The organism is Pseudomonas pisciculturae (assembly GCF_015461805.1).
GTDB classification, from domain to species: Bacteria; Pseudomonadota; Gammaproteobacteria; order Pseudomonadales; family Pseudomonadaceae; genus Aquipseudomonas; species Aquipseudomonas pisciculturae.
Map to the genome: position 1 here is coordinate 688,099 of NZ_JACVZE010000002.1, position 23,127 is coordinate 711,225.

Consider the following 23,127-nt stretch of genomic DNA (forward strand, 5'->3'; position numbering starts at 1 on the left):
TCGCCGCAACCTGTCAGGAAAACTCACAGATGAGCCGAGACCTTCCCCCCCTCAATGCCCTGCGTGCGTTTGAAGCTACCGCGCGGCTTAACAGCGTCAGCCAGGCGGCTGAGCAACTGCACGTGACCCACGGTGCAGTGAGCCGTCAATTGAAGGTGCTGGAAGAACACTTGGGGCTGAGCCTTTTCATCAAGGAGGGGCGCGGCCTTAAACTCACAGATGCAGGTATTCGTTTGCGGGACGCCAGCGCCGACGCATTCGAGCGTTTACGCGATGTGTGTGCCGAGCTGACTCAGAGCAGCGCCAATGCGCCGTTTGTACTCGGTTGCTCCGGCAGCCTGCTGGCGCGCTGGTTGATTCCGCGCTTGGGGCGGTTGAATGCGGATCTGTCGGACTTGCGTCTGCATCTGTCGGCGGGTGATGGCGATCTTGACCCGAGGCGCCCCGGCCTGGACGCGTTGCTGGTATTTGCCGAGCCTCCGTGGCCGGCGGATATGCAAGTGTATGAGTTGGCCAGCGAACGCATCGGCCCGGTGATGAGCCCGCGTTTCGCCGGTTACGAGCGCTTGCGCCTGGCGCCTGCCCAAGCGTTGTGCGGTGAAGCGTTGCTGCACACTACCTCACGCCCGCAAGCCTGGCCCATCTGGGCACAGCGACACGGCATCGAGCCCGGTACGTTGAAGCACGGCCAGGGGTTTGAGCATTTGTACTATTTGCTGGAGGCAGCGGTAGCGGGGTTGGGAGTGGCGATTGCACCCGAGCCGCTGGTGGCCGAGGACTTGCGCGCCGGTCGCCTGGTAGCGCCGTGGGGTTTCAGCGAAACCCCGGCGCACCTGGCGTTATGGCTACCCAAGCGCGCCGCAGACGGGCGCGCTCAGCAGCTGGCGCATTGGCTCAAGGCAGAGCTTTTGCGCGAGCCGGTTTAGTCACCGCGTTTGCACAGCAGGTAAGCGGCCAGCAGACCCAGCGCGCCTACGGCAACACCGGCTGTAGTCCACGGGTGTTCTTGTGCGTAGTCCCGGGTTGCAACACCGGTTTCGCGGATTTTGACTTTGCTTTCTTCGTAGGCATCGCTGATCAGATGGCGGGAATGTTTAAGGGCATTCTCGGCATTGCTTTTCAGGGCCTTCAAGGTCTTGCGCGACTCGTCAGATGCATCGTCCTTGAGGCTTTCCAGCGACTTGAGCAGGCTCGAAATCTCGGCTTCCATGCTTTCCAGTGACGCTTTGCGTAAAGAAGTGTTGGCCATGTGGACTCTCCTGAAGTGATTGAGTGGCGTGTGTAGATACCGACTGCGGCCGTTTCAGAAAGTGCAGTAAATCTGAACTTTCACGTAGCAACGGCCGCCAGAAGCAGTACGAGATTGACTGCTACGCTTGATTCACGACCCTTAGGAGAACTGCCATGAGTGATCATCACACGTACAAGAAAGTCGAACTGGTTGGCTCGTCGACTACCACCATCGAAGATGCGATCAACAATGCACTGGCCGAAGCCCACAAGAGCATCAAACACTTGGAATGGTTCGAGGTGACTGAAACCCGCGGCCACATCAAAGACGGCAAGGCGGCGCACTTCCAGGTCACCCTCAAGGTGGGGTTCCGAATCGCCAGTAGCTGATCGCACCGGTTGAACTTTGCCGACTGGCCGATTGCCATAACCTGCGCTACAACCAATGGGTGCCGACGCCACAAGCGTCGGCACGCTCTTTTAGATCAGCGCAAGGAAAGTAACGGATGAAGAAGTTTTTGTTAGCGTTAGGTTTGTTGAGCATTGCGGGTACAGCCCTGGCGGCGGGCAAGCCTTGTGAAGAGCTGAAAAGCGAGATTGCGGCGAAAATCGATGCCAATGGCGCTTCGGGTTATTCGCTGGAAGTGGTGGATAAAGGTGCTTCTACCGACGCGAAAGTGGTCGGCAGTTGCGAAGGTGGCACCAAGGAAATCGTCTACAAGCGCGGTTAAACCCGTGCTTCACACATTGAAACGACGCACTTGTGGCGAGGGAGCTTGCTCCCGCTGGAGTGCGCAGCGCTCCCAAGATTTTGGGGCCGCTACGCAGCCCAGCGGGAGCAAGCTCCCTCGCCACAGGTGCGTCGTTTTTTTGCCTGGGGTTTAGCCCTTCATCAACTGCGCCAACAGCTCGTAGGAACGAATCCGGTCGGCGTGCTCGTACAGGTCAGACGTAAAGATCAACTCGTCGGCACCCGTCTGCTCGATCAGTACTTCCAGTTTGGCGCGGATCTTCGCCGGGCTGCCCACCATCGCCAGGCCGAGGAAGCTGCCCACGGCGTCTTTTTCATGGGGCAGCCACAGGCCATCCATGGTTTTTACTGGCGGGCGCTGCACCAGGCTTTGCCCGCGCATTAGCGCGAGAATCCGCTGGTAAACCGAGGTGGCCAGGTAATCGGCCTGATCGTCGGTGTCTGCCGCTACCAGCGGAATACCCAGCATCACGTAGGGTTTATCCAATACGGCCGAAGGCTTGAAGTGATTGCGGTATACGCGAATCGCCTCATGCATCAGGCGTGGTGCGAAATGGGAGGCGAAGGCGTAGGGCAAGCCGCGTTCGCCCGCCAGCTGGGCGCTGAACAGGCTGGAACCCAGCAGCCACACCGGTACGTTGGTGCCGGTGCCCGGAACGGCGATCACCCGTTGGTCAGGCGTGCGTGGGCCCAGGTAGGCCATCAGCTCGGCCACGTCCTCGGGGAAATCGTCGGCGCTGCCGGAGCGCTCACGGCGCAGGGCACGGGCGGTCATTTGGTCGGAACCGGGGGCGCGGCCTAGGCCCAGGTCGATACGACCGGGGTAGAGACTTTCCAGGGTGCCGAACTGTTCGGCGATTACCAACGGCGCGTGATTGGGCAGCATCACGCCACCGGAGCCAACGCGAATCGTCGACGTGCCGCCGGCCAGGTAACCCAGCAACACCGAGGTGGCGGAACTGGCGATGCCATCCATATTGTGGTGTTCAGCCACCCAGAAACGGTTGTAGCCAAACTTTTCGACGTGCTGGGCCAGGTCCAGGGAATTGCGCAGCGACTGCGCCGTGCTGCCGTTGGCGCGCACGGGCACCAGGTCGAGGGTCGAGAACTTTACGTCGGACAGCGATTTCATAAGCCTGCTTCTCCAAGGGGGCCGCAGGCTTTTAAGACGAACCAAAACCTGCCGCTTCATGTGCATGCTCTATGCAATGAGGGCATATACCCGAGATTCAATAGCCAGCTGGGAAATTTCCTACTAGATCGCTAGGTTTCTCCGACAAGATGAACTTTGCCAGGCCGACTATCCTCAGAACCCTTACTGACGCAAAACCACCGTTCGAGGAGAAAGCTATGAGTATTGTTAAAAAGGCATCCGCGCATTGGGAAGGTGATCTGAAGACGGGTCTGGGCTCCATTTCTACGGAAACCGGCGTGCTGCGCGAAGCGCCCTACGGCTTCAAGGCTCGTTTCGAAGGTGGCAAGGGCACCAACCCGGAAGAACTGATCGGCGCGGCCCATGCTGGCTGCTTCTCCATGGCGTTCTCCATGATTTTGGGCGACGCCGGGCTTAAGGCTGACAGCATTGATACCCAGGCAGAAGTGACGCTAGACCAGGTTGACGGTGGTTTTGCGATCACGGCCGTGCATTTGATTTTGAAAGCCAAGATCCCCGGCGCGAGCCAGGCGCAGTTCGATGAGCTGAGCAAGAAGGCCAAGGAAGGGTGCCCGGTGTCCAAGGTGCTGAATGCGAAAATCAGCCTGGATGCGACCCTGGTCAACTAACGCCGCAAGACTGTTGTGTAAACAGGGCAGTGTGGGAGGGGGCTTGCCCCCGATAGCGGTGGATCAGCTAGATAGTTGTTGGCTGACCCACTGCTATCGGGAGCAAGCCCCCTCCCACATTTAGTTCTGCGTTAAATCAGAACTCGCGTTTACAAACTGTGGTCGAATAGCCATTACTGCCTAGGCGCACACCCGTGCGCAGTGCATTCAGGGAGCTTCACACATGAAACGTTTTGCCTTGGCGATCATCTGCGGTGTGTTGGCCACTTCGGCCGTGGCCGCGCCTAAAGACTGTGAAGAGCTCAAGAAAGAGATCGAGGTCAAGATCCAGGCTAACGCTGTGCCGTCCTACACCCTGGAAATCGTCAGCAAGGAAGAAGCTGACAAACATGATGTAGCCATGGTGGTCGGCAGCTGTGAGAACGGCACCAAAGCCATCATCTATCAGAAGAACAACGACTGATCAGAGGCAGTTGAAGCTGCGCTCTTCGGCCAGCAGTTGGCGTGCCGCGTTGTACAGCCGAATGTTAGGCGTGAAGCCCAGCGAGCGCCCTTCCAACACATAACGTTGGCCCGCCTGGAAGTTTGCGTACTGCAAGGTCATGAAACAGGTACGTTCGGCTGTCTGCCCTAGCCCCCCGAAACTGCTACCTGCTGGCACCTCGTAATCAAAACGCACCATCAGTTCATGGCTGCCAGGCGGCATCTGGAAGTACCTGCCATCGCTAAGGTTCTTGCCGTCCAGGCGCTGAGCCATCACCAGTTTGGCGCCCGGTGTCGGCGTCGCAAAATCAACCCAGGCCTGCTGCGGGTCGACCGGAGGTAGTGGGGTCGAAGCGCATGCGCTGAGAAACAGGGCAGTGATGGGAAGCAAGAGCTGGCGCATGGCGGACACTCAAGGGAAGGAAAAAATTGAGCCCGACCAGGCAGGCTCCCTATGAGTATAAACACCACATCGCGTAGAAAAGTCCCGAGTGCTCGCGATAGTCTGGCAGCAAATTACCCAAGGGCGGTCGGTGCATGGTCAGGCGTTTTCTTCCAGGGTTGGTGATTGTGCTGCTCAGCGGATGCTCCAGCGTCAGTTATTACAGCCAGTTGGCCAGCGGCCAGTGGCAATTGTTACGGGCGCGGGAGCCGGTTTTTGAGGTCATCGCCGACCCGTCCCGGCCGCAATTGTTGCGTGATCATCTGGCGCAATCTCAGAAGGCACGCACCTTCGCCAGTGAACACCTGCACTTGCCCGACAACCAGAGTTACCGCTTGTACGCCGACATTGGCCGCCCTTACGTAGTCTGGAATGTGTTCGCCACGTCGGAGTTTTCCCTCTCTCCTGAAAACCATTGCTTTCCCATCGCGGGCTGCGTGGCTTATCGCGGCTATTACAACCAGGGTGCAGCGCGTGGCGAGGCAGCGCTGTTGAAGCAGCGAGGCATGGACGTGTCGATTGGCGGCGTCGAGGCCTATTCCACGCTGGGCTGGTTCAACGATCCGATCATGAATTCGATGATGAACTGGGGTGACGAACGTCTCGCCACGTTGATCTTTCATGAGCTGGCGCACCAGCGCTTCTATGTGAAGGATGACACCGAGTTCAATGAGTCTTACGCCAACTTCGTCGAGCAGGAAGGCACTCGCCAATGGCGCGCAGCGCGGGGGTTGGCGCCGGCCGGTGGGGCGGCGGTGGAGCAGCGTGATGAGTTTATCCAGTTGGTTCTCGATACTCGCCAACGCTTGGAGAAACTCTATGCGCAGCCGCTGTCAGCCGACGTGATGCGTAGCGCCAAGGCGGCAGAGTTCGAGCGCTTGCGCAGTGACTACCGGCAAATGCGCGACAGTCGCTGGGGTGGGGATAAGCGTTATGACGCCTGGATCAACCAGCCGATGAACAATGCCAGGTTGTTGCCGTTTGGGCTGTATGACCAGTGGGTGCCGGCGTTTGCGGCGTTGTTTGCGCAGGTGGGTGGGGATTGGGTGGCGTTTTATGCGGCGGTGGAGAAGATGGGTGGGTTGCCGGTGGCGGAGCGCAAGGCGGCGTTGAGGCAGCTGCTCAGTGCTGACCATTAGGGCCTCATCGGGGGCAAGTCGAATCGTCGCACCGCCCCTCCCACATTTTGACGGTGTACGCCGGTCAATTGTGGGAGGGGGCTTGCCCCCGATAGCGATCTCAAGGTCGCTGCATAAACGCCTGATGCATCTGCTCCAACGTCTCAAAATGCCAAGTCGGTGCCTCGGCATTCAACTCCTCAAAACTACCAAACCCATACCCTACCGCCGCCGAGTCCAGCCCATTGCAGCGGGCGCCGATCAGGTCGTGCTTGCGGTCGCCAATCATCAAGGTGGTGGCTGGGTCCAGGCCCTCTTCGCTCATCAAGTGTGCGATCAACTCGACCTTGTTGGTGCGCGTACCGTCCAGTTCGCTGCCGTAGATCACCTTGAAGTACTTGGAAAAATCAAAATGCCGGGCGATCTCGCGGGCAAACACCCACGGTTTGGACGTTGCGATGTATAGCTGGCGCCCCTGGCTGCTCAAGTCTTCCAGCAGTGGCATCACGCCGTCGAATACGCGGTTTTCATACAGCCCGGTGACCTTGAAACGCTCGCGGTAGAAATTCACGGCTTCCCAGGCCTTTGCCTCATCGAAGTCGTAGAACTGCATGAAGGCTTGCAGCAACGGCGGGCCGATGAAGTGTTCGAGCTTGGTGAGGTCCGGCTCGTCGATCCCCAGCTTGCCAAGGGCGTACTGGATCGAGCGGGTGATGCCCTCGCGTGGGTCGGTGAGGGTGCCGTCCAGGTCGAAGAGCACGGTTTGGTAATGCAGGGTCATCGGTCGAATCCTTCAGCCAGGTGCAAATCTTTGAGCTTCACGTAGTTGGCGGCGCTGTAGGTGAAAAAGGCGCGCTCTTTGTCAGTCAGGGCGCGAATCTGTTTAACCGGGCTGCCCACGTACAAAAAACCGCTTTCCAGTTTCTTGCCCGGCGGCACCAGGCTGCCAGCGCCGATGATCACATCGTCTTCCACCACGGCGCCGTCCATCACGATGCTGCCCATGCCGATCAGGATGCGGTTGCCCACCGTGCAGCCGTGCAGCATGACTTTGTGGGCGATGGTCACGTCGTCGCCGATCAGCAACGGGAAACCATCCGGGTTGAAGGGCCCTGCGTGGGTGATGTGCAATACGCAGCCATCCTGCACGCTGGTGCGCGTACCGATGCGGATGTGGTGCATGTCGCCGCGAATCACGGTCAGCGGCCACACCGAGCTGTCGGTGCCAATTTCTACATCGCCGATCACCACCGCCGAAATATCGACAAAAGCCCCGGCGCCCAGGGTTGGCGTGTGGTTCTGGTAGGTGCGAAGGGTCACGATAGCCTCTCTCTTATCTGCTGATAGCTGCGGTGGGCGTTGATTGTAATTAAGATGGCCCCATCTTTGTTCTTACATGTTTCTTCAGCCAAGGTGCCAACCGTGAGCGCGAACAACCCTCTTCTGCAGTCCTACGACCTGCCGCCGTTCTCGGCGATCCGTGCCGAGCACGTGCAGCCGGCCATTGAACAGATCCTCGCCGACAACCGCGTTGCCATCGAAGGTATCCTGCAAAGCCAGGGTAAAAACCCTACATGGGCCGGGCTGGTATTGGCCATGGACGAATTGAACGATCGTCTGGGCGCCGCCTGGAGCCCGGTCAGCCACCTCAATGCCGTGTGCAACAGCGCCGAATTGCGCGAAGCCTATGAAGGCTGTCTGCCGGCATTGAGCGCCTACTCCACCGAGATGGGCCAGAACCGTGAGCTGTTCCAGGCCTTTGAAGCCCTGGCCAACAGCCCGCAAGCGGCCGGCTTCGACGTGGCGCAAAAAACTATTCTGGAACATTCCCTGCGCGACTTCCGCCTGTCGGGTATCGACCTGCCGCCGGAGCAGCAAAAGCGCTACGCCGAAGTGCAAAGCAAACTCTCCGAGCTGGGCAGCAAGTTCTCCAACCAATTGCTGGACGCCACCCAGGCCTGGACCAAGCACGTCACCGACGAAGCCACCCTCGCCGGCCTGACCGACTCGGCCAAGGCGCAAATGGCCGCCGCCGCCCAGGCCAAAGGCCTCGATGGTTGGCTGATCACCCTGGAGTTCCCCAGCTACTACGCGGTAATGACCTACGCCCACGACCGCGCCCTGCGCGAAGAAGTCTACGCGGCCTACTGCACCCGTGCGTCGGACCAAGGCCCGAACGCTGGTCAGAACGATAACGGCCCCGTGATGGAACAGATCCTCGACCTGCGTCAGGAACTGGCCAAGCTGTTGGGCTATGCGTCCTTCTCCGAGTTGAGCCTGGCCACCAAGATGGCTGAGTCCAGCGACCAGGTGCTGAGCTTCCTGCGTGACCTGGCCAAGCGCAGCAAGCCATTTGCCGCCCAAGACCTGCAACAGCTCAAGGCTTACGCGGCCGAACAAGGTTGTGCCGATCTGCAAAGTTGGGACAGCGGTTTCTACGGTGAAAAACTGCGTGAGCAGCGTTACAGCGTGTCCCAGGAAGCTCTGCGCGCCTACTTCCCCATCGATAAAGTGCTGAGCGGCCTGTTCGCCATTGTGCAGCGCCTGTACGGCATCGAGATCGCCGAGCAAAAAGGCTTCGACACCTGGCACCCGGACGTGCGCCTGTTTGAAATCAAGGAAAACGGCCAGCATGTCGGCCGCTTCTTCTTCGACCTGTATGCCCGCGCCAACAAGCGTGGCGGCGCCTGGATGGACGGCGCACGCGACCGTCGTCGCAAGGTCGACGGCGTACTGCAAAGCCCGGTGGCCAACCTGGTGTGCAACTTCACCCCGGCCGACAGCGGCAAGCCTGCCCTGCTGACCCACGATGAAGTGACTACGCTGTTCCACGAATTCGGCCACGGCCTGCATCACCTGTTGACCCGCGTTGAACACGCCGGTGTCTCCGGCATCAACGGGGTGGCCTGGGACGCGGTGGAGTTGCCGAGCCAGTTCATGGAGAACTGGTGCTGGGAGCCCGAAGGCCTGGCGCTGATCTCCGGTCACTATGAGAGCGGTGAGCCGCTGCCTCAGGACCTGCTGGAAAAAATGCTCGCGGCGAAGAATTTCCAGTCCGGCCTGATGATGGTGCGCCAGCTGGAATTCTCGCTGTTTGACTTCGAGCTGCACGCCACCCACGGCGATGGCCGCAGCGTGGCCCAGGTGCTCGAAGGCATTCGCGATGAAGTCTCGGTGATGCGCCCGCCGGCCTACAACCGTTTCCCCAACAGCTTCGCGCACATCTTCGCTGGCGGTTACGCGGCGGGTTATTACAGCTACAAGTGGGCCGAAGTGCTGTCCGCTGATGCTTTCTCCAAGTTCGAAGAAGACGGCGTGCTGAATGCCGAGACCGGCCGCGCATTCCGTGAAGCCATCCTGGCCCGTGGCGGTTCGCAGGCGCCGATGGTGTTGTTCGTCGACTTCCGAGGACGCGCACCGTCAATTGACGCACTCTTGCGCCACAGCGGCCTGAGTGAGGACGCGGCAGCATGAGTGAAGGGCCTGTGATTACCAAAAAGCAATTTATCGCCGGGGCCGTCTGCCCGGCGTGCAGCGAGCCAGACAAGTTGAAGATGTGGACCGAAGACAGCGTGCCGCACCGCGAGTGTGTGGCCTGCGGTTATACCGACACACTGAATGACCAGGGTTTGTCGGTGCCCAAGGAATTGGGTACGCGGGTCAATACCTCGGCGCTGAAAGCGCCGGCTGATCCCAAGGTTCAGGCGGTGCAATTCTTCCCAAACCCCAAGCTGAAAAAAGACTAAAGCCAATACGCAAAACCAAATGTGGGAGCGGCGGTGCGACGATTCGACTTGCCCCCGATTGCGGTGCATCAGCCAGTTAATCTGGTACTGACACACTGCTATCGGGGGCAAGTCGAATCGTCGCACCGCCCCTCCCACATTTTTTTGCCCGTGTTTATTCGACTTAGGTCGGTGAAACGATTCCCTACATCCTTAGCCTGCTATCATTTGTAACTGTTGATTGCCAAGTCGCTCCCCAGAAGCGGCTGGCAAACCCGTGACCACATGATGAGGTGCCCCCATGTCTGATCAAGATCAAGACAACCCCCGGCGTGACTTTTTGCGCAAATCCTTGACCTTGATCCCGGTGGTCACGGTTGCCAGTACGGGCCTTGGTGGTTCGATGCTGATGGCTACGCCAGCGCCTGCCCAAGCCGCGCCTGTGGTGAGTGAAAAAGCCTACGAACCTAGCTACTTCACCGCCGAAGAATGGGCGTTTATCAACGCGGCCGTCGCCCAATTGATTCCTGCCGACGCCCAAGGCCCAGGGGCGCTGGAAGCCGGAGCGCCGGAATACATCGACCGTCAGATGAACACGCCTTACGCCAGTGGCGCGCTGTGGTTTATGCAAGGCCCGTTCAACGCCGACGCCGCCCCGGAGATGGGTTGGCAGAGCAAATTGGTGCCCAAGGAGATTTATCGCCTGGGTATTGCCGCGACGGATGCCTGGTCGAAATCCTTCAACGGTAAAACTTTTGCTGCGCAAGACAGCGCTACCCGAGACGATATGTTACGCCGTCTTGAGGCTGGAGGCAGCGAAGTGACTGCGCATTTCGACGCGGTGCCGCCGAAGATTTTCTTCAACCTGTTGCTGCAAAACACCAAGGAAGGCTTCTTCTGCGACCCGATCCACGGTGGCAACAAAGGCATGGTCGGCTGGACCATGATCGGCTTTCCCGGCGCCCGCGCCGACTTCATGGACTGGGTTGAACGCAACGAGCAATACCCCTTCCCGGCAGTTTCCATCCGCGGCGAGAGGGCATAAACGTGGCGACCATCATGAAGAAAGTAGACGCGGTGATCGTAGGCTTCGGCTGGACCGGCGCGATCATGGCTAAGGAGCTGACGGAAGCGGGCCTGAACGTGGTAGCGCTGGAGCGCGGCCCGATGCAGGACACTTACCCGGACGGCAACTATCCCCAGGTCATCGACGAACTGACCTACAGCGTGCGTAAAAAGCTCTTCCAGGATATTTCCAAAGAGACCGTGACCATTCGCCATAGCGTGAATGACGTCGCCCTGCCCAACCGCCAGCTGGGTGCATTCCTGCCAGGTAACGGCGTGGGTGGCGCTGGACTGCATTGGTCCGGTGTGCATTTTCGCGTAGACCCGATTGAGCTGCGCATGCGCAGCCACTATGAAGAGCGGTACGGCAAAAACTTCATTCCCAAGGACATGACTATCCAGGACTTCGGCGTGAGCTATGAAGAGCTGGAGCCGTTTTTCGACTACGCCGAAAAAGTTTTCGGCACGTCAGGTCAAGCCTGGACCGTTAAAGGCCAACTGGTCGGCGAGGGTCGTGGCGGCAACCCATATGCACCGGATCGTTCCAACCCGTTTCCATTGGAAGCGCAGAAAAACACGGTCTCTGCACAGCTGTTTCAGAAAGCGGCTGCAAGCGTCGGGTATAAGCCCTACAACCTGCCGTCCGCCAACACCTCGGGGCCTTATACCAACCCCTATGGCGCGCAGATGGGGCCGTGCAACTTCTGTGGGTTTTGCAGTGGCTACGTTTGCTACATGTACTCCAAGGCCTCGCCGAACGTGAACATCCTGCCGGCGCTGCGCCAGGTGCCGAACTTCGAGCTGCGGCCTAATTCTCACGTGCTCAAGGTCAATCTCGACAGCACCAAGAGCAAGGCCACGGGTGTGACGTATGTCGACGCCCAGGGCCGGGAATGCGAGCAGCCAGCGGACTTGGTGATCCTTGGCGCGTTCCAGTTCCATAACGTGCGCCTGATGCTGTTGTCGGGCATCGGCAAACCTTACGACCCGATTACCAATGAAGGCGTGGTAGGCCGTAACTTCGCCTACCAGAACATGGCCACCATCAAGGCGTTCTTCGACAAGGACACCCACACCAACAATTTCATCGGTGCAGGCGGCAACGGCGTGGCGATGGATGACTTCAACGCGGATAACTTCGACCACGGGCCCCATGGCTTTGTGGGCGGCTCGCCCATGTGGGTCAACCAGGCAGGCAGTCGGCCGATTGCCGGCACGTCCAACCCGCCGGGTACGCCGGCCTGGGGCAGTGCCTGGAAGCGCGCCACCGCCGATTACTACACCCACCAGGTGTCGATGGACGCCCACGGCGCCCATCAATCCTACCGGGGCAACTACCTTGATCTAGACCCGGTCTACCGCGATGCCTATGGCCAACCGCTGCTGCGGATGACGTTCGACTGGCAGGAAAACGACATCAAGATGAACCGTTTCATGGTCGAGAAAATGGGCAAGGTCGCCGAAGCGATGAACCCCAAGGCCATTGCCGTGCTCGGCAAGAAAGTCGGTGAGCATTTCAATACCGCGTCGTACCAGACCACCCACCTTAACGGTGGCGCGATCATGGGCACCGACCCGAAGACAAGTGCGTTGAATCGCTACCTGCAATGCTGGGATGTACACAACGTGTTTGTTCCAGGCGCGTCCGCTTTCCCACAAGGCTTGGGCTATAACCCTACCGGCCTGGTGGCGGCGCTGACCTATTGGTCTGCCCGAGCGATCCGCGAGCAGTACTTGAAAAACCCCGGCCCACTGGTTCAGGCATAAGGAGCGATGACCATGAAAGCACTTGTTATCGCGACCGTTGCCCTCTTCAGCAGCTGCTCGGTGAGCGCCGTCGAAACCGACATGATCAAACAGGGCGAATACCTGGCCCGTGCCGGGGACTGCGTGGCCTGCCACACTGCCAAGGGTGGCAAACCCTTCGCCGGCGGCCTGCCGATGGAAACGCCGATTGGCGTGATCTATTCCACCAACATCACTCCTGACAAAACCGGCCTGGGTGATTACAGCTTCGAAGACTTCGACAAGGCCGTGCGCCATGGCGTCGCCAAGAGCGGTAGTACGCTTTACCCAGCCATGCCCTACCCGTCTTACGCACGCGTCAGCGAAAGCGATATGCAGGCGTTGTATGCGTACTTCATGAGGGGCGTTGAGCCGGTCGCGCAGGAGAACAAAGACAGTGATATTCCTTGGCCGCTAAGCATGCGCTGGCCCCTGGCTGCGTGGCGTTGGATGTTTGCGCCCGAGGTTGCGGATTACCAGGCACCGGCCGACGCCGACCCTGTGATCAGCCGCGGTGCCTACTTGGTGGAAGGTCTAGGCCACTGCGGCGCGTGCCACACGCCACGGGCCCTGACCATGCAGGAAAAATCCCTGAGCGCCACCGACGGCAGCGCGTTCTTGTCTGGCAGTGCACCGCTGGAAGGCTGGATCGCCAAAAGCCTGCGCGGTGATCACAAGGACGGTCTCGGCAGTTGGAGCGAGGAGCAACTGGTGCAATTCCTCAAGACTGGTCGCAGTGATCGCAGCGCGGTGTTTGGCGGCATGAGCGATGTGATCGTGCACAGCATGCAGTACATGTCCCAGGACGACCTGACCGCTATCGCGCGTTACCTCAAGAGCCTGCCGGCGGTCGATCCCAAGGACCAGCCGCACCAATACGATAAACAGGTGGCCCAAGCGCTGTGGAAAGGCGACGACAGCAAACCGGGCGCGTCGGTGTATATCGACAACTGCGCGGCCTGCCACCGTACCGATGGCCATGGCTACACCCGGGTGTTCCCGGCGCTGGCAGGCAACCCGGTGCTGCAGTCGGCGGATGCCACGTCGTTGATCAACATCGTGTTGAAGGGCGGTACCTTGCCGGCGACTCACACGGCGCCGTCCACCTTCACCATGCCGGCATTCGCCTGGCGCCTGTCGGACCAGGAAGTGGCGGATGTAGTCAGTTTCATTCGTGGCAGTTGGGGCAATAACGCCGCGCCGGTGAAAGCCAGCGATGTAGCGGACCTGCGCGAAACCCACTGATCTGGTGCTGACCGCCAAACGGCACTGGTCAGCAGCCGCGCGCCTCGATACTGTATATAAAAACAGTATCGAGGCGCTTTCATGTCTACTCCGCTGCCGCCCCGTGGCCGAGGCACGGCCACCAACCTGCACAATCGCTTTGCGCCCACCGTCAGCGTGGCCGAGGACGACGGCTGGTACCAGGAAGTGCCGCCGACCCAAGGCACTGAAGTGCGGGTCGAAACGGCCAAGACCATCATCACCCGCAACACCTCGCCGGACCTGCCCTTCGACCGCTCGATCAACCCCTATCGGGGCTGTGAGCACGGTTGTATCTACTGCTATGCGCGGCCCAGCCATGCCTATTGGGACATGTCACCAGGGCTGGATTTCGAAACCAGGCTAATCGCCAAGACCAACGCCGCCGACGTGCTGGAGCAGCAACTGTCGAAGCCGGGCTATGTGTGTGCGCCAATCAACCTGGGCTCCAATACCGACCCGTACCAGCCTATCGAGCGTGAGTACACCATCACCCGGCAAACCCTCGAAGTACTGCTGCGCTATCGTCACCCGGTGACGATCATCACCAAGGGCTCGCTGATTTTGCGCGACCTCGACCTGCTCTCCGAACTGGCCCGGCAACGTCTGGTGGCGGTGATGATCAGCCTTACCAGCCTGGACGACGAGCTCAAGCGCATTCTGGAGCCCCGTACGGCGGCGCCCAAGGCGCGGTTGCGGGCGATTCGGGTGATGCGTGAGGCGGGTATCCCGGTGGGCGTGCTGTGTTCGCCCATGATCCCCATGATCAATGACAGTGAACTTGAAAGCCTGCTCACCGAAGCCCACGCCGCCGGTGCGCAAAGCGCAGCCTACATGATGCTGCGACTGCCTCTGGAGGTGGCACCGTTGTTCGAGGAATGGCTGGCGGCCCATTACCCGCAACGTGCGGCCCATGTGATGAGCCTGGTGCGCCAGGTGCGCGGCGGCGAGGTGTATGACAGCCGCTTCGGCGTACGCATGCGCGGCGAGGGGCCGTTTGCCGATCTGTTGGCCCAGCGATTCAGCAAGGCGATCAAGCGCCTGGGGCTCAACCGACGGGAGGGGTTCAACCTGGATTGCACGGCGTTCTGCCCGCCGGGCAGACAGATGGCATTGTTGTAGACTGATAGAGATGAATGCACCATTCCTGTAGGAATAGTCGCGTTTTGACATCGCTGAAGCCCGCGACCTAGAGCGGTTCATTCAGTTTGAGTTAAGTTTCGGCGGCTACTTTGTTCAGCGAGTGACTGAGGAGTCGCAGGCCTGGTTTGTGGTGTTTAAAACTATTCCACTGGCCCGGCGTCGAACGCACCTGAACACTCCCCCTGCATAAATTTCGAGGATGAATCATGAGTGATAAGGATAAACAGCCGTTGGCTGCGTCGGCTTCAGCCCCTGAAGTGGCAGAAACTGCCGATGCAGCGCTAAAGCATATCGTTGACGGCTTTTTGCATTTCCATCACGACGTCTTCCCCCAGCAGGAAGAACTTTTCAAGAAACTCGCCACGGCCCAAAGCCCACGGGCGATGTTTATTACCTGTGCCGACTCGCGCATCGTGCCCGAGCTGATCACCCAGAGCTCTCCGGGCGATCTGTTCGTGACCCGTAACGTCGGTAACGTCGTACCGCCCTACGGGCAGATGAACGGTGGCGTTTCCACGGCTATCGAATACGCCGTGCTTGCTCTGGGCGTACAGCACATTATCGTTTGCGGGCATTCGGATTGCGGCGCCATGCGCGCAGTACTCAACCCCGACAGCCTGGAGAAGATGCCGACGGTCAAAGCCTGGCTGCGGCATGCCGAGGTCGCCAAGACCATGGTTCACGACAACTGTGACTGCGCCAATGAAGGCGAGAGCATGAAGGTGCTGACCGAAGAAAACGTCATCGCCCAGTTGCAACACTTGCGCACCCACCCTTCTGTGGCTTCGCGCATGGCCAATGGTCAGCTGTTTATCCATGGTTGGATCTACAACATCGAGACCAGTGAAATCCGCGCCTACGATGCTGACCAGTCCGCGTTCCGACCGTTAGGCGGCGAAGGGCCGATTCCATCCGCGACGCCTAAAGCGCGCTTCTAAAACACTTCCCTGCCGGGTAAAGCGGTGGCTGCCATGGATGCAGCCAGGCTTTGCCGCGCCCGGCAAATCCTTGGGAGAGTCATCATGCGTGCTGCTCAATTAAAAGCTGTAATACCCCGGGAGCTGCTCGCCTCGGTGGTGGTGTTTCTGGTCGCCCTGCCCTTGTGCATGGGGATCGCGATTGCGTCGGGTATGCCGCCGGCCAAGGGCTTGATTACCGGGATTATCGGTGGCCTGGTGGTGGGTTGGTTGGCGGGGTCGCCGTTGCAGGTCAGTGGCCCGGCAGCCGGCTTGGCGGTGTTGGTGTTCGAGCTGGTGCGCCAGCACGGCATGATGATGCTCGGGCCGATCTTGTTGTTGGCGGGCTTTCTGCAACTGGTGGCGGGGCGTCTACGCCTGGGTTGCTGGTTTCGCGTGACGGCGCCGGCGGTGGTGTACGGCATGTTGGCCGGTATCGGTGTGCTGATTGTGCTCTCGCAGATTCACGTGATGCTCGACGGTGCGCCCAAGCCTTCCGGGCTGGATAACCTGGCGGGCTTCCCGGCGGCAGTCGCACAGGCCATCCCAAGTCTCGGCTGGCAGGCCGGTCTGCTCGGTTTGTCGACCATGCTGGTGATGTATCTGTGGGACAAGTTCCGCCCCCAAACCCTGCGCTTCGTGCCGGGTGCATTGCTGGGTGTGGGCCTGACCACGGTGGCCAGCCTGTTGCTGGCACTGCAGGTCAAACGCGTGGAAGTCCCGGAAAACCTCGCGGATGCCATCGACTGGCTGCGCCCCAGCGACCTGCTAAACCTGGCCGATCCGCAGTTGCTGATTGCCGCATTCGCGGTGGCGTTTATCGCCAGTGCCGAGACCCTGCTTTCCGCCGCGGCGGTAGACCGTATGCACAGCGGGCAGCGTTCTGATTTTGACAAGGAATTGTGCGCCCAAGGTGTAGGCAACATGCTCTGCGGCCTAGTGGGCGCGCTGCCGATGACCGGCGTGATCGTGCGCAGCTCGGCCAACGTGCAGGCCGGTGCCACTACGCGTCTGTCGGCGATGTTCCACGGCCTGTGGCTGCTGGCATTCGTGTTGTTGCTGTCGAGCGTGCTGCAAAGCATTCCGGTGGCGAGCCTGGCGGGTGTGCTGGTGTACACCGGGATCAAGCTGGTGGATGTGAAAGCGTTCAAAGCGCTGGGACGCTACGGCCGGATGCCGATGTTTACCTACGCCGCTACGGCGTTGGCGATCATCTTTACCGACCTGCTGACCGGCGTACTGGTGGGGTTTGGGCTGACGTTGGTCAAGCTCGCATTCAAGGCCTCGCGCCTGAAAGTCAGCCTGGTTGACTTGCCCCAGGACGGTGAGATGGAGCTGCGTTTGACCGGTGCGGCCACCTTTCTGAAAGTGCCGGCGTTGACCCAAGTGCTGTCGACGGTGCCTATGGGGACCACGCTGCATGTGCCGCTGAGCAACCTGAGCTACATCGACCACTCCTGCCTGGAATTGCTCGAGGAATGGGGGCGCGCTAATGCTTCCAAAGGGTCGAAGCTGGTGATTGAGGCGCGGGGGTTGAAGCGTCGGTTGGAAGGCCGGGTGCGAACCACTACGGGCATAGGCTCGGCGGCACCTACCAACTGACGAAATCGGGGCAAAAATGTGGGAGGGGGCTTGCCCCCGATGGCGGTTTACCAGTCAAATTTGTATCGACTGACACTTCGCTATCGGGGGCAAGCCCCCTCCCACATTTGATATCTATCGGTCTGGAAAGTCAGGCAGGCTGATCCAACGCCAACTCAACGCCCAACTGCCGAGACAGGCACGGCCAGCGCTTCCACGCAGCTTCCGTGTCCGGGCTTTTGAGCTTGTCGCGGTAAGCCTCTACCGATTCCAGCGCAAAGCTGTCTTCGTTGAGCATCTCATCCACCGCCAAATGCACGGCCTCATCCAGTTGGTTGGCAAATGCTTCGCCGATCAACTGGTGGGCAATCAGGTTAGCCACGGTGGTGTCCGCGGGAATCAGCGGTTGGCCGAAATGCTTGATATACAGATCGTTTACTTCTTCCACCAGGCGATGAGCCAGGTAGGCCTCATCGAGCAGGCCGTCGAGGCCGACATGCCCGGCCAGGATCGCCGGCGGTTGCAGGAAGAAGTGCTCGGCGATCTTCAGCACCGGCTTGATCTGGCTTTCGATGCCTGCCTCGCGGGCCACGTCGTTGGCGGCGTCCAGCAGGTCTGGAACCAGGTCGATATAGGCAGTGACGAAGCGAGTCATCACGACGTTGCGGTCACCGTCAGCCAGGGAGATGGCCGAATGCAGGTGCGGCAGTTGGGTTTCCAACTGCTGGGCCAACTGGCCCGTGCTGGCTTCGTGTTGATGGGCACGGGAAATTTGCTCGCGCAATGCGGCGGTGTTCATGAAGGCTCCAGTGAAGCAGGCGTAGGAAAAGGAAGACGATAAGGTAGCTCGTTTATACGAGGCCCTCAGACGCATTTGTCATAATTATTTCATGGTTATGCGCCTGTGTTATATCGAAATGCCATCGTTCGTCGGATAAACGATTCCGCCCCCGCCGTTACTGGCCCCGCCTGTCCGTTTTCATTGATTTGTCCCTACACATTGCGGGGTTGCAGACCCTGTCTATACTCGGGTTTGTACGCAATTAGCTGATGACGCCAGACTGCATAAGCAGGTGAGGCTAAGCGGTTGTAAGCATTATGGAAGCCGCTCCCTTCGACGCAGGTGCAAACCGGCGGGATAACAAGAACGATAAGGGGAACCCGCAATGACGCGACATCCACACGTTTGGATGGGCCTCCTGTTGTGGTCGGTATTCGGCCAGGCGCACGCCGCCTGGACAACGAATATGGCGCCAGGGGCTACAGAAGTCAGTCACGCCGTGTTTGACCTGCACATGACCATTTTCTGGATCTGTGTAGTGATCGGCATCATCGTGTTTGGCGCGATGTTCTGGTCGATGATCCTGCATCGCCGGTCTACGGGCCAGGTGGCTGCCAAGTTCCACGAGAGCACTACGGTGGAAATCCTTTGGACCGTCGTGCCGCTGCTGATCCTGATCGCGATGGCCGTACCGGCAACCAAGACCTTGATCAATATCTACGACAGCAGTGAGTCGGATATCGATATCCAGGTCACTGGCTACCAGTGGAAGTGGCATTACAAATACTTGGGCCAGGACGTGGAGTTCTTCAGCAACCTGGCCACACCCGCTGAGCAAATTCATAACCAGGCCACCAAGGGCGAGCACTATCTGCTGGAAGTCGACCAGCCGCTGGTGCTGCCGGTGGGGGCCAAGGTGCGCTTTCTGGTGACGGCCGCTGACGTTATTCACTCTTGGTGGGTGCCGGCCTTCGCGGTCAAGCGTGACGCCATCCCAGGGTTCGTCAACGAGGCGTGGACCCGCGTCGAGAAGCCCGGCATCTATCGTGGCCAGTGTGCCGAGCTGTGCGGCAAGGACCACGGTTTCATGCCGATCGTGGTCGAGGTCAAGTCCAAGGCCGATTACGAAACCTGGCTCGGTGAGCGCAAGGAAGAGGCCGCCAAGCTTAAAGAGCTGACCTCCAAAGAATGGACGCTGGAAGAGTTGGTGGCTCGTGGCGACAAGGTCTACCACACCACCTGCGTAGCCTGTCACCAGGCTGAGGGCCAGGGCCTGCCGCCGATGTTCCCGGCGCTCAAGGGCTCGAAAATCGCCACCGGGCCTGCGGCCGATCACCTGAGCATTGTCTATCACGGCAAGCCAGGTACCGCGATGGCAGCCTTCGGCAAGCAGCTTTCTGAAGTCGATATCGCCGCTGTGGTGACCTACGAGCGCAACGCGTGGGGCAACAACAAAGGCGACATGGTCACGCCTAAAGACGTGCTCGCCATCAAGCAGGCGGAAAGCAAATGACCTATTTCAAGGCGTTTAACTCGACCGGCCCCGCCCACTCGCTTGCAGGAGAACGGCCATGAGCACTGTGATCGATGACCATGGTCACGCCGACCATGCCCACGGCCCCGCCAAAGGCCTGATGCGCTGGGTGCTGACCACCAACCACAAAGATATCGGCACGATGTACCTGTGGTTCGCGTTCGCCATGTTCTTGCTGGGCGGTTCGTTTGCCATGGTGATCCGCGCCGAGTTGTTCCAGCCCGGCCTACAGATCGTGGAGCCGGCGTTCTTCAACCAGATGACCACCATGCACGGCCTTATTATGGTGTTCGGCGCGGTGATGCCAGCGTTCGTCGGCCTGGCCAACTGGATGATCCCGTTGATGATCGGCGCGCCAGACATGGCCCTGCCGCGCATGAACAACTTCAGTTTCTGGCTGCTGCCGGCGGCGTTCCTGTTGCTGGTTTCGACCCTCTTCACGCCGGGCGGCGGCCCGAATTTCGGCTGGACCTTCTACGCCCCGCTCTCCACCACCTATGCGCCGGAAAGCGTGACCTTCTTCATCTTTGCCATCCACCTGATGGGCATCAGTTCGATCATGGGCGCGATCAACGTGGTCGCCACCATTCTCAACCTGCGTGCGCCGGGCATGACGCTGATGAAAATGCCGCTGTTCGTGTGGACCTGGCTGATCACTGCATTCCTGTTGATCGCCGTGATGCCAGTGCTGGCGGGCTGCGTGACCATGATGCTGATGGACATCCACTTCGGCACCAGCTTCTTCAGTGCGGCCGGCGGCGGAGACCCGGTGCTGTTCCAGCATGTGTTCTGGTTCTTCGGCCACCCCGAGGTGTACATCATGATCCTGCCGGCCTTTGGCGCCGTCAGCTCGATCATCCCGACCTTCTCGCGCAAACCCTTGTTTGGCTACACCTCAATGGTCTACGCCACGGCGAGCATCGCGTTCCTGTCGTTTATCGTGTGGGCGCACCATATGTTCGTGGTGGGCATTCCGTTGGTGGGCGAACTGTTCTTCATGTACGCCACCCTGCTGATCGCCGTACCCACCGGGGTGAAGGTGTTCAACTGGGTCAGCACCATGTGGCAAGGCTCGCTGACGTTCGAGACGCCGATGTTGTTCGCGGTGGCGTTTGTGATTTTGTTCACCATCGGCGGGTTCTCCGGGCTGATGCTGGCAATTGCCCCGGCGGACTTCCAGTACCACGACACCTATTTCGTGGTGGCGCACTTCCATTACGTACTGGTGCCCGGTGCGATCTTTGGCATCTTCGCCTCGGCCTACTACTGGCTGCCGAAATGGACCGGCCACATGTACGACGAAACCCTGGGCAAGCTGCATTTCTGGCTGTCTTTCGTGGGCATGAACCTGGCGTTCTTCCCGATGCATTTTGTGGGGTTGGCGGGCATGCCGCGCCGGGTGCCGGACTACAACTTGCAGTTCGCTGACTTCAACATGGTCTCGTCGATTGGCGCCTTTATGTTTGGCGCTACGCAGATTTTCTTCCTGTTTATCGTGATCAAGTGCATCCGTGGTGGCCCGCCTGCGCCGGCCAAACCGTGGGATGGGGCTGAGGGGTTGGAGTGGAGCGTGCCGTCGCCGGCGCCTTATCACACGTTTACTACGCCGCCGGAGGTGAAATGAACCGGTCACCACAAATCCCCTGTGGGAGGGGCGGTGCGACGATTCGACTTGCCCGCGATGGCGGTGTGTCAGTCGACATCATCATTGGCTGTGAGTCAGCTATCGGGGGCAAGTCGAATCGTCGCACCGCCCCTCCCACATTGACCGCGTTCGACTTGGGTGATCGTTATGGCTGAGTCCGTGCCGCTCAAGCGCCTGGTCACCCGCCTGTTGATCCTGGTCGTGGCCATGTTCGCCTTCGGCTTCGCCCTGGTGCCGATCTACGACGTGATGTGCAAGGCCTTCGGCATCAACGGCAAGACCGCCGGGCAGTACGAGGGCTCGCAGGTGGTGGACCCGTCGCGCCAGGTGCGCGTGCAATTTCTATCCACCAATGCCATCGACATGGTCTGGGATTTTTACGCCAAAGCCGATGAGGTGGTGGTCAACCCGGGGGCGGTGACCGAGATGCTGTTCGTGGCCTACAACCCCACCGACAAGCCCATGACCGCCCAGGCCGTGCCGAGCATTTCCCCGGCCGAAGCGGCGATGTATTTCCACAAGACCGAATGTTTTTGCTTCACCCAGCAGGTGTTGCAGCCGGGTCAACGCATTGAAATGCCCGTGCGATTTATCGTCGACCGCGACATGCCCAAGGATGTGAAGCATTTGACCCTGGCGTACACCCTATTTGATATCACTGCGCGCCAACCGCCGGTGGCCGTCCACACGGGCGGCTAGCTACTGTTTGCCCCCTCAATCAGGAGAGCGAATACATGTCGTCTCATGATACGTACTACGTACCAGCGCAAAGCAAATGGCCAATAATTGCGACGTTTGGTCTGTTGATCACCGTGTACGGCCTGGCTGTTTGGTTCAACGATTTGAAGGCCGCACGCCCGGAATCCCACGGGCCGTGGATCTTTTTCGTCGGCGGCCTGCTGCTGGCCTACATGTTGTTCGGTTGGTTCGGCGCGGTGATCAAGGAAAGTCGCGCCGGTTTGTACAGCCCGCAGATGGATCGCTCGTTTCGCTGGGGCATGTCCTGGTTCATCTTTTCGGAAGTGATGTTTTTTATCGCGTTCTTCGGCGCGCTGTTTTACGTGCGGCACATGTCGGCGCCGTGGTTGGCGGGCGAAGGGTCAAAAGGCATCGCGCATATGCTGTGGCCGAATTTCGAATTTGCCTGGCCGCTGCTCAACAACCCTGACCCGAAACTGTACCCGGCGCCTGAGGGCACGATCAGCCCGTGGGGCCTGCCGCTGGTCAACACCATTTTGTTGGTCAGCTCCAGCGTGACGATCACCATCGCTCACCATGCCTTGCGCAGAGGCCATCGCGGTGCGCTGAAGATCTGGTTGGCGATCACGGTGTTGCTGGGCCTGGCGTTTCTCGGGTTTCAGGCCGAGGAATACATCCACGCTTACAAAGAGCTGGGTCTCACCTTGGGCTCAGGCGTGTATGGCGCAACGTTCTTCATGCTGACCGGCTTTCATGGCGCCCACGTGACCATCGGCACGATCATTTTGTTTGTGATGCTGATGCGCATCCTCAAGGGGCATTTCAACGCCGAGCACCAGTTCGGCTTCGAGGCGGCCAGTTGGTATTGGCACTTTGTGGATGTGGTGTGGATCGGGCTGTTTTTCTTCGTGTATGTGCTGTGAGGTGAGTTACCACGGCGCGTGAGAAACCAGCTGGCCGCTGAAGAAGCCCCAGGCGATTAGCGCCACGGTGATCACGGCCAGTACGACACGCACGGTCAGGGCGGTGACGAGGCGATTGGCGTTGCCCTCGTCCTTGACCAGAAAGAACAAGCCACTGAACAGGCTCACGACAGTCGCGATCAGCATCAGGGCAATGGCTGCTTTGAGCATGGTGCGGCTCC

The 23,127-nt window shown here is 59.7% G+C and carries 25 protein-coding genes; 18 read left to right on the top strand and 7 right to left on the bottom strand.

All coding sequences use genetic code 11. The features are described from left to right. Positions 1-29 precede the first annotated feature (29 nt). Entirely contained in the window at positions 30-926 is an 897-nt protein-coding gene (locus ICY20_RS08805; RefSeq protein ID WP_194937294.1) for a LysR family transcriptional regulator, read from the top strand. Here ICY20_RS08805 and ICY20_RS08810 read toward each other — a convergent pair. Beyond that, a complete protein-coding gene (locus ICY20_RS08810; protein ID WP_003170746.1) occupies positions 923-1,249 on the bottom strand; it encodes a DUF883 family protein in 327 nt (108 codons plus the stop codon). The two genes, ICY20_RS08805 and ICY20_RS08810, sit on opposite strands and share 4 nt — an antisense overlap. 155 nt (positions 1,250-1,404) lie before the next feature. Here ICY20_RS08810 and ICY20_RS08815 point away from each other — a divergent pair, with 155 nt between their 5' ends. Both ICY20_RS08815 and ICY20_RS08820 read left to right on the top strand, forming a co-directional pair. Next, positions 1,405-1,620: a dodecin gene (locus tag ICY20_RS08815; RefSeq protein ID WP_122485358.1), complete on the top strand. Its 216-nt coding sequence runs from the start codon at positions 1,405-1,407 to the stop codon at positions 1,618-1,620. A 116-nt stretch (positions 1,621-1,736) separates the two neighbouring features. Next, positions 1,737-1,961, top strand: a complete 225-nt coding sequence (locus ICY20_RS08820; RefSeq protein WP_159961910.1) for a DUF1161 domain-containing protein — start codon at positions 1,737-1,739, stop codon at positions 1,959-1,961. A 150-nt stretch (positions 1,962-2,111) separates the two neighbouring features. Here ICY20_RS08820 and ICY20_RS08825 read toward each other — a convergent pair whose 3' ends face one another. Beyond that, entirely contained in the window at positions 2,112-3,113 is a 1,002-nt protein-coding gene (locus tag ICY20_RS08825) for an LLM class flavin-dependent oxidoreductase (RefSeq protein ID WP_194937295.1), read from the bottom strand. Between the two features lie 218 nt (positions 3,114-3,331). On the opposite strand from ICY20_RS08825, the gene ICY20_RS08830 reads away from it, so the two are divergent. Both ICY20_RS08830 and ICY20_RS08835 read left to right on the top strand, forming a co-directional pair. Then, complete coding sequence (locus ICY20_RS08830; RefSeq protein WP_010207768.1) at positions 3,332-3,763, top strand: OsmC family protein; 432 nt, start codon at positions 3,332-3,334, stop codon at positions 3,761-3,763. A gap of 223 nt (positions 3,764-3,986) precedes the next feature. Next, positions 3,987-4,226, top strand: coding sequence for a DUF1161 domain-containing protein (locus tag ICY20_RS08835; protein ID WP_159961908.1), 240 nt, complete (start codon positions 3,987-3,989; stop codon positions 4,224-4,226). On the opposite strand, the gene ICY20_RS08840 is transcribed toward ICY20_RS08835, so the two are convergent. Next, positions 4,227-4,649, bottom strand: coding sequence for a PA0061/PA0062 family lipoprotein (locus ICY20_RS08840; protein WP_159961907.1), 423 nt, complete (start codon positions 4,647-4,649; stop codon positions 4,227-4,229). Between the two features lie 134 nt (positions 4,650-4,783). On the opposite strand from ICY20_RS08840, the gene ICY20_RS08845 reads away from it, so the two are divergent. Then, on the top strand, positions 4,784-5,827 hold the full coding sequence (locus tag ICY20_RS08845) for an aminopeptidase (RefSeq protein ID WP_194937296.1): 1,044 nt from the start codon (positions 4,784-4,786) through the stop codon (positions 5,825-5,827). 100 nt (positions 5,828-5,927) lie between these two features. Here ICY20_RS08845 and ICY20_RS08850 read toward each other — a convergent pair whose 3' ends face one another. Both ICY20_RS08850 and ICY20_RS08855 read right to left on the bottom strand, forming a co-directional pair. After that, positions 5,928-6,587 carry an HAD family hydrolase gene (locus tag ICY20_RS08850; protein ID WP_159961905.1) on the bottom strand — a complete coding sequence of 220 codons (660 nt, stop codon included), beginning with the start codon at positions 6,585-6,587 and terminating at the stop codon, positions 5,928-5,930. Further along, the gene (locus ICY20_RS08855) at positions 6,584-7,126 is read right to left on the bottom strand and encodes a gamma carbonic anhydrase family protein (RefSeq protein ID WP_194937297.1); all 543 of its coding nucleotides are present in this window, start codon (positions 7,124-7,126) and stop codon (positions 6,584-6,586) included. Before ICY20_RS08855 ends, ICY20_RS08850 begins: the two co-directional genes overlap by 4 nt. A 54-nt stretch (positions 7,127-7,180) precedes the next feature. Between ICY20_RS08855 and prlC the strand changes: the two genes are divergently transcribed. The 8 genes from prlC to ICY20_RS08895 all read left to right on the top strand — a co-directional run bounded on the left by prlC (position 7,181) and on the right by ICY20_RS08895 (position 17,345). Beyond that, positions 7,181-9,280: an oligopeptidase A gene (prlC, locus tag ICY20_RS08860; protein WP_194937298.1), complete on the top strand. Its 2,100-nt coding sequence runs from the start codon at positions 7,181-7,183 to the stop codon at positions 9,278-9,280. Continuing rightward, positions 9,277-9,552: a YheV family putative zinc ribbon protein gene (locus tag ICY20_RS08865; RefSeq protein ID WP_017528719.1), complete on the top strand. Its 276-nt coding sequence runs from the start codon at positions 9,277-9,279 to the stop codon at positions 9,550-9,552. The genes prlC and ICY20_RS08865 overlap by 4 nt, the downstream gene beginning before the upstream one ends. Before the next feature lie 280 nt (positions 9,553-9,832). Further along, positions 9,833-10,576: a gluconate 2-dehydrogenase subunit 3 family protein gene (locus ICY20_RS08870; protein ID WP_159961902.1), complete on the top strand. Its 744-nt coding sequence runs from the start codon at positions 9,833-9,835 to the stop codon at positions 10,574-10,576. Positions 10,577-10,578: 2 nt separating this feature from the next. Beyond that, positions 10,579-12,363: a GMC family oxidoreductase gene (locus ICY20_RS08875; RefSeq protein WP_159961901.1), complete on the top strand. Its 1,785-nt coding sequence runs from the start codon at positions 10,579-10,581 to the stop codon at positions 12,361-12,363. A gap of 12 nt (positions 12,364-12,375) precedes the next feature. Next, a complete protein-coding gene (locus ICY20_RS08880; protein ID WP_194937299.1) occupies positions 12,376-13,626 on the top strand; it encodes a cytochrome c in 1,251 nt (416 codons plus the stop codon). An 81-nt stretch (positions 13,627-13,707) separates the two neighbouring features. Continuing rightward, on the top strand, positions 13,708-14,766 hold the full coding sequence (locus tag ICY20_RS08885; protein WP_194937300.1) for a PA0069 family radical SAM protein: 1,059 nt from the start codon (positions 13,708-13,710) through the stop codon (positions 14,764-14,766). Positions 14,767-14,993: 227 nt separating this feature from the next. After that, positions 14,994-15,725: a carbonic anhydrase gene (locus ICY20_RS08890; protein WP_159961898.1), complete on the top strand. Its 732-nt coding sequence runs from the start codon at positions 14,994-14,996 to the stop codon at positions 15,723-15,725. Between the two features lie 84 nt (positions 15,726-15,809). After that, entirely contained in the window at positions 15,810-17,345 is a 1,536-nt protein-coding gene (locus tag ICY20_RS08895; protein ID WP_194937301.1) for a SulP family inorganic anion transporter, read from the top strand. Between the two features lie 130 nt (positions 17,346-17,475). On the opposite strand, the gene ICY20_RS08900 is transcribed toward ICY20_RS08895, so the two are convergent. Continuing rightward, positions 17,476-18,123, bottom strand: coding sequence for a hypothetical protein (locus ICY20_RS08900; RefSeq protein ID WP_159961896.1), 648 nt, complete (start codon positions 18,121-18,123; stop codon positions 17,476-17,478). 367 nt (positions 18,124-18,490) lie between these two features. Between ICY20_RS08900 and coxB the strand changes: the two genes are divergently transcribed. The 4 genes from coxB to ICY20_RS08920 all read left to right on the top strand — a co-directional run bounded on the left by coxB (position 18,491) and on the right by ICY20_RS08920 (position 22,906). Next, the gene (coxB, locus tag ICY20_RS08905) at positions 18,491-19,618 is read left to right on the top strand and encodes a cytochrome c oxidase subunit II (protein ID WP_159961895.1); all 1,128 of its coding nucleotides are present in this window, start codon (positions 18,491-18,493) and stop codon (positions 19,616-19,618) included. A 58-nt stretch (positions 19,619-19,676) separates the two neighbouring features. Next, positions 19,677-21,263 carry a cytochrome c oxidase subunit I gene (ctaD, locus tag ICY20_RS08910; RefSeq protein ID WP_194937302.1) on the top strand — a complete coding sequence of 529 codons (1,587 nt, stop codon included), beginning with the start codon at positions 19,677-19,679 and terminating at the stop codon, positions 21,261-21,263. A gap of 168 nt (positions 21,264-21,431) precedes the next feature. After that, a complete protein-coding gene (locus tag ICY20_RS08915; protein WP_065875624.1) occupies positions 21,432-21,983 on the top strand; it encodes a cytochrome c oxidase assembly protein in 552 nt (183 codons plus the stop codon). Positions 21,984-22,018: 35 nt separating this feature from the next. Continuing rightward, positions 22,019-22,906, top strand: a complete 888-nt coding sequence (locus tag ICY20_RS08920) for a cytochrome c oxidase subunit 3 (RefSeq protein ID WP_194937303.1) — start codon at positions 22,019-22,021, stop codon at positions 22,904-22,906. A 6-nt stretch (positions 22,907-22,912) separates the two neighbouring features. On the opposite strand, the gene ICY20_RS08925 is transcribed toward ICY20_RS08920, so the two are convergent. Continuing rightward, complete coding sequence (locus tag ICY20_RS08925) at positions 22,913-23,116, bottom strand: twin transmembrane helix small protein (protein ID WP_159961892.1); 204 nt, start codon at positions 23,114-23,116, stop codon at positions 22,913-22,915. Positions 23,117-23,127: the final 11 nt, after the last annotated feature.

What these genes read in the sequence shown, in the direction of transcription:
- ICY20_RS08845 (WP_194937296.1), top strand. Translation starts at nt 4,784, where the DNA reads ATGGTCAGGCGTTTTCTTCCAGGGTTGGTGATTGTGCTGCTCAGCGGA.
- ICY20_RS08925 (WP_159961892.1), bottom strand. Translation starts at nt 23,116, where the DNA reads ATGCTCAAAGCAGCCATTGCCCTGATGCTGATCGCGACTGTCGTGAGC.
- ICY20_RS08805 (WP_194937294.1), top strand. Translation starts at nt 30, where the DNA reads ATGAGCCGAGACCTTCCCCCCCTCAATGCCCTGCGTGCGTTTGAAGCT.
- ICY20_RS08830 (WP_010207768.1), top strand. Translation starts at nt 3,332, where the DNA reads ATGAGTATTGTTAAAAAGGCATCCGCGCATTGGGAAGGTGATCTGAAG.
- ICY20_RS08850 (WP_159961905.1), bottom strand. Translation starts at nt 6,587, where the DNA reads ATGACCCTGCATTACCAAACCGTGCTCTTCGACCTGGACGGCACCCTC.
- ICY20_RS08835 (WP_159961908.1), top strand. Translation starts at nt 3,987, where the DNA reads ATGAAACGTTTTGCCTTGGCGATCATCTGCGGTGTGTTGGCCACTTCG.
- ICY20_RS08900 (WP_159961896.1), bottom strand. Translation starts at nt 18,123, where the DNA reads ATGAACACCGCCGCATTGCGCGAGCAAATTTCCCGTGCCCATCAACAC.
- ctaD (WP_194937302.1), top strand. Translation starts at nt 19,677, where the DNA reads ATGAGCACTGTGATCGATGACCATGGTCACGCCGACCATGCCCACGGC.
- ICY20_RS08880 (WP_194937299.1), top strand. Translation starts at nt 12,376, where the DNA reads ATGAAAGCACTTGTTATCGCGACCGTTGCCCTCTTCAGCAGCTGCTCG.
- ICY20_RS08825 (WP_194937295.1), bottom strand. Translation starts at nt 3,113, where the DNA reads ATGAAATCGCTGTCCGACGTAAAGTTCTCGACCCTCGACCTGGTGCCC.
- ICY20_RS08870 (WP_159961902.1), top strand. Translation starts at nt 9,833, where the DNA reads ATGTCTGATCAAGATCAAGACAACCCCCGGCGTGACTTTTTGCGCAAA.
- prlC (WP_194937298.1), top strand. Translation starts at nt 7,181, where the DNA reads ATGGCCCCATCTTTGTTCTTACATGTTTCTTCAGCCAAGGTGCCAACC.
- ICY20_RS08815 (WP_122485358.1), top strand. Translation starts at nt 1,405, where the DNA reads ATGAGTGATCATCACACGTACAAGAAAGTCGAACTGGTTGGCTCGTCG.
- ICY20_RS08820 (WP_159961910.1), top strand. Translation starts at nt 1,737, where the DNA reads ATGAAGAAGTTTTTGTTAGCGTTAGGTTTGTTGAGCATTGCGGGTACA.
- ICY20_RS08810 (WP_003170746.1), bottom strand. Translation starts at nt 1,249, where the DNA reads ATGGCCAACACTTCTTTACGCAAAGCGTCACTGGAAAGCATGGAAGCC.
- ICY20_RS08885 (WP_194937300.1), top strand. Translation starts at nt 13,708, where the DNA reads ATGTCTACTCCGCTGCCGCCCCGTGGCCGAGGCACGGCCACCAACCTG.
- ICY20_RS08890 (WP_159961898.1), top strand. Translation starts at nt 14,994, where the DNA reads ATGAGTGATAAGGATAAACAGCCGTTGGCTGCGTCGGCTTCAGCCCCT.
- ICY20_RS08915 (WP_065875624.1), top strand. Translation starts at nt 21,432, where the DNA reads ATGGCTGAGTCCGTGCCGCTCAAGCGCCTGGTCACCCGCCTGTTGATC.
- ICY20_RS08920 (WP_194937303.1), top strand. Translation starts at nt 22,019, where the DNA reads ATGTCGTCTCATGATACGTACTACGTACCAGCGCAAAGCAAATGGCCA.
- coxB (WP_159961895.1), top strand. Translation starts at nt 18,491, where the DNA reads ATGACGCGACATCCACACGTTTGGATGGGCCTCCTGTTGTGGTCGGTA.
- ICY20_RS08865 (WP_017528719.1), top strand. Translation starts at nt 9,277, where the DNA reads ATGAGTGAAGGGCCTGTGATTACCAAAAAGCAATTTATCGCCGGGGCC.
- ICY20_RS08840 (WP_159961907.1), bottom strand. Translation starts at nt 4,649, where the DNA reads ATGCGCCAGCTCTTGCTTCCCATCACTGCCCTGTTTCTCAGCGCATGC.
- ICY20_RS08895 (WP_194937301.1), top strand. Translation starts at nt 15,810, where the DNA reads ATGCGTGCTGCTCAATTAAAAGCTGTAATACCCCGGGAGCTGCTCGCC.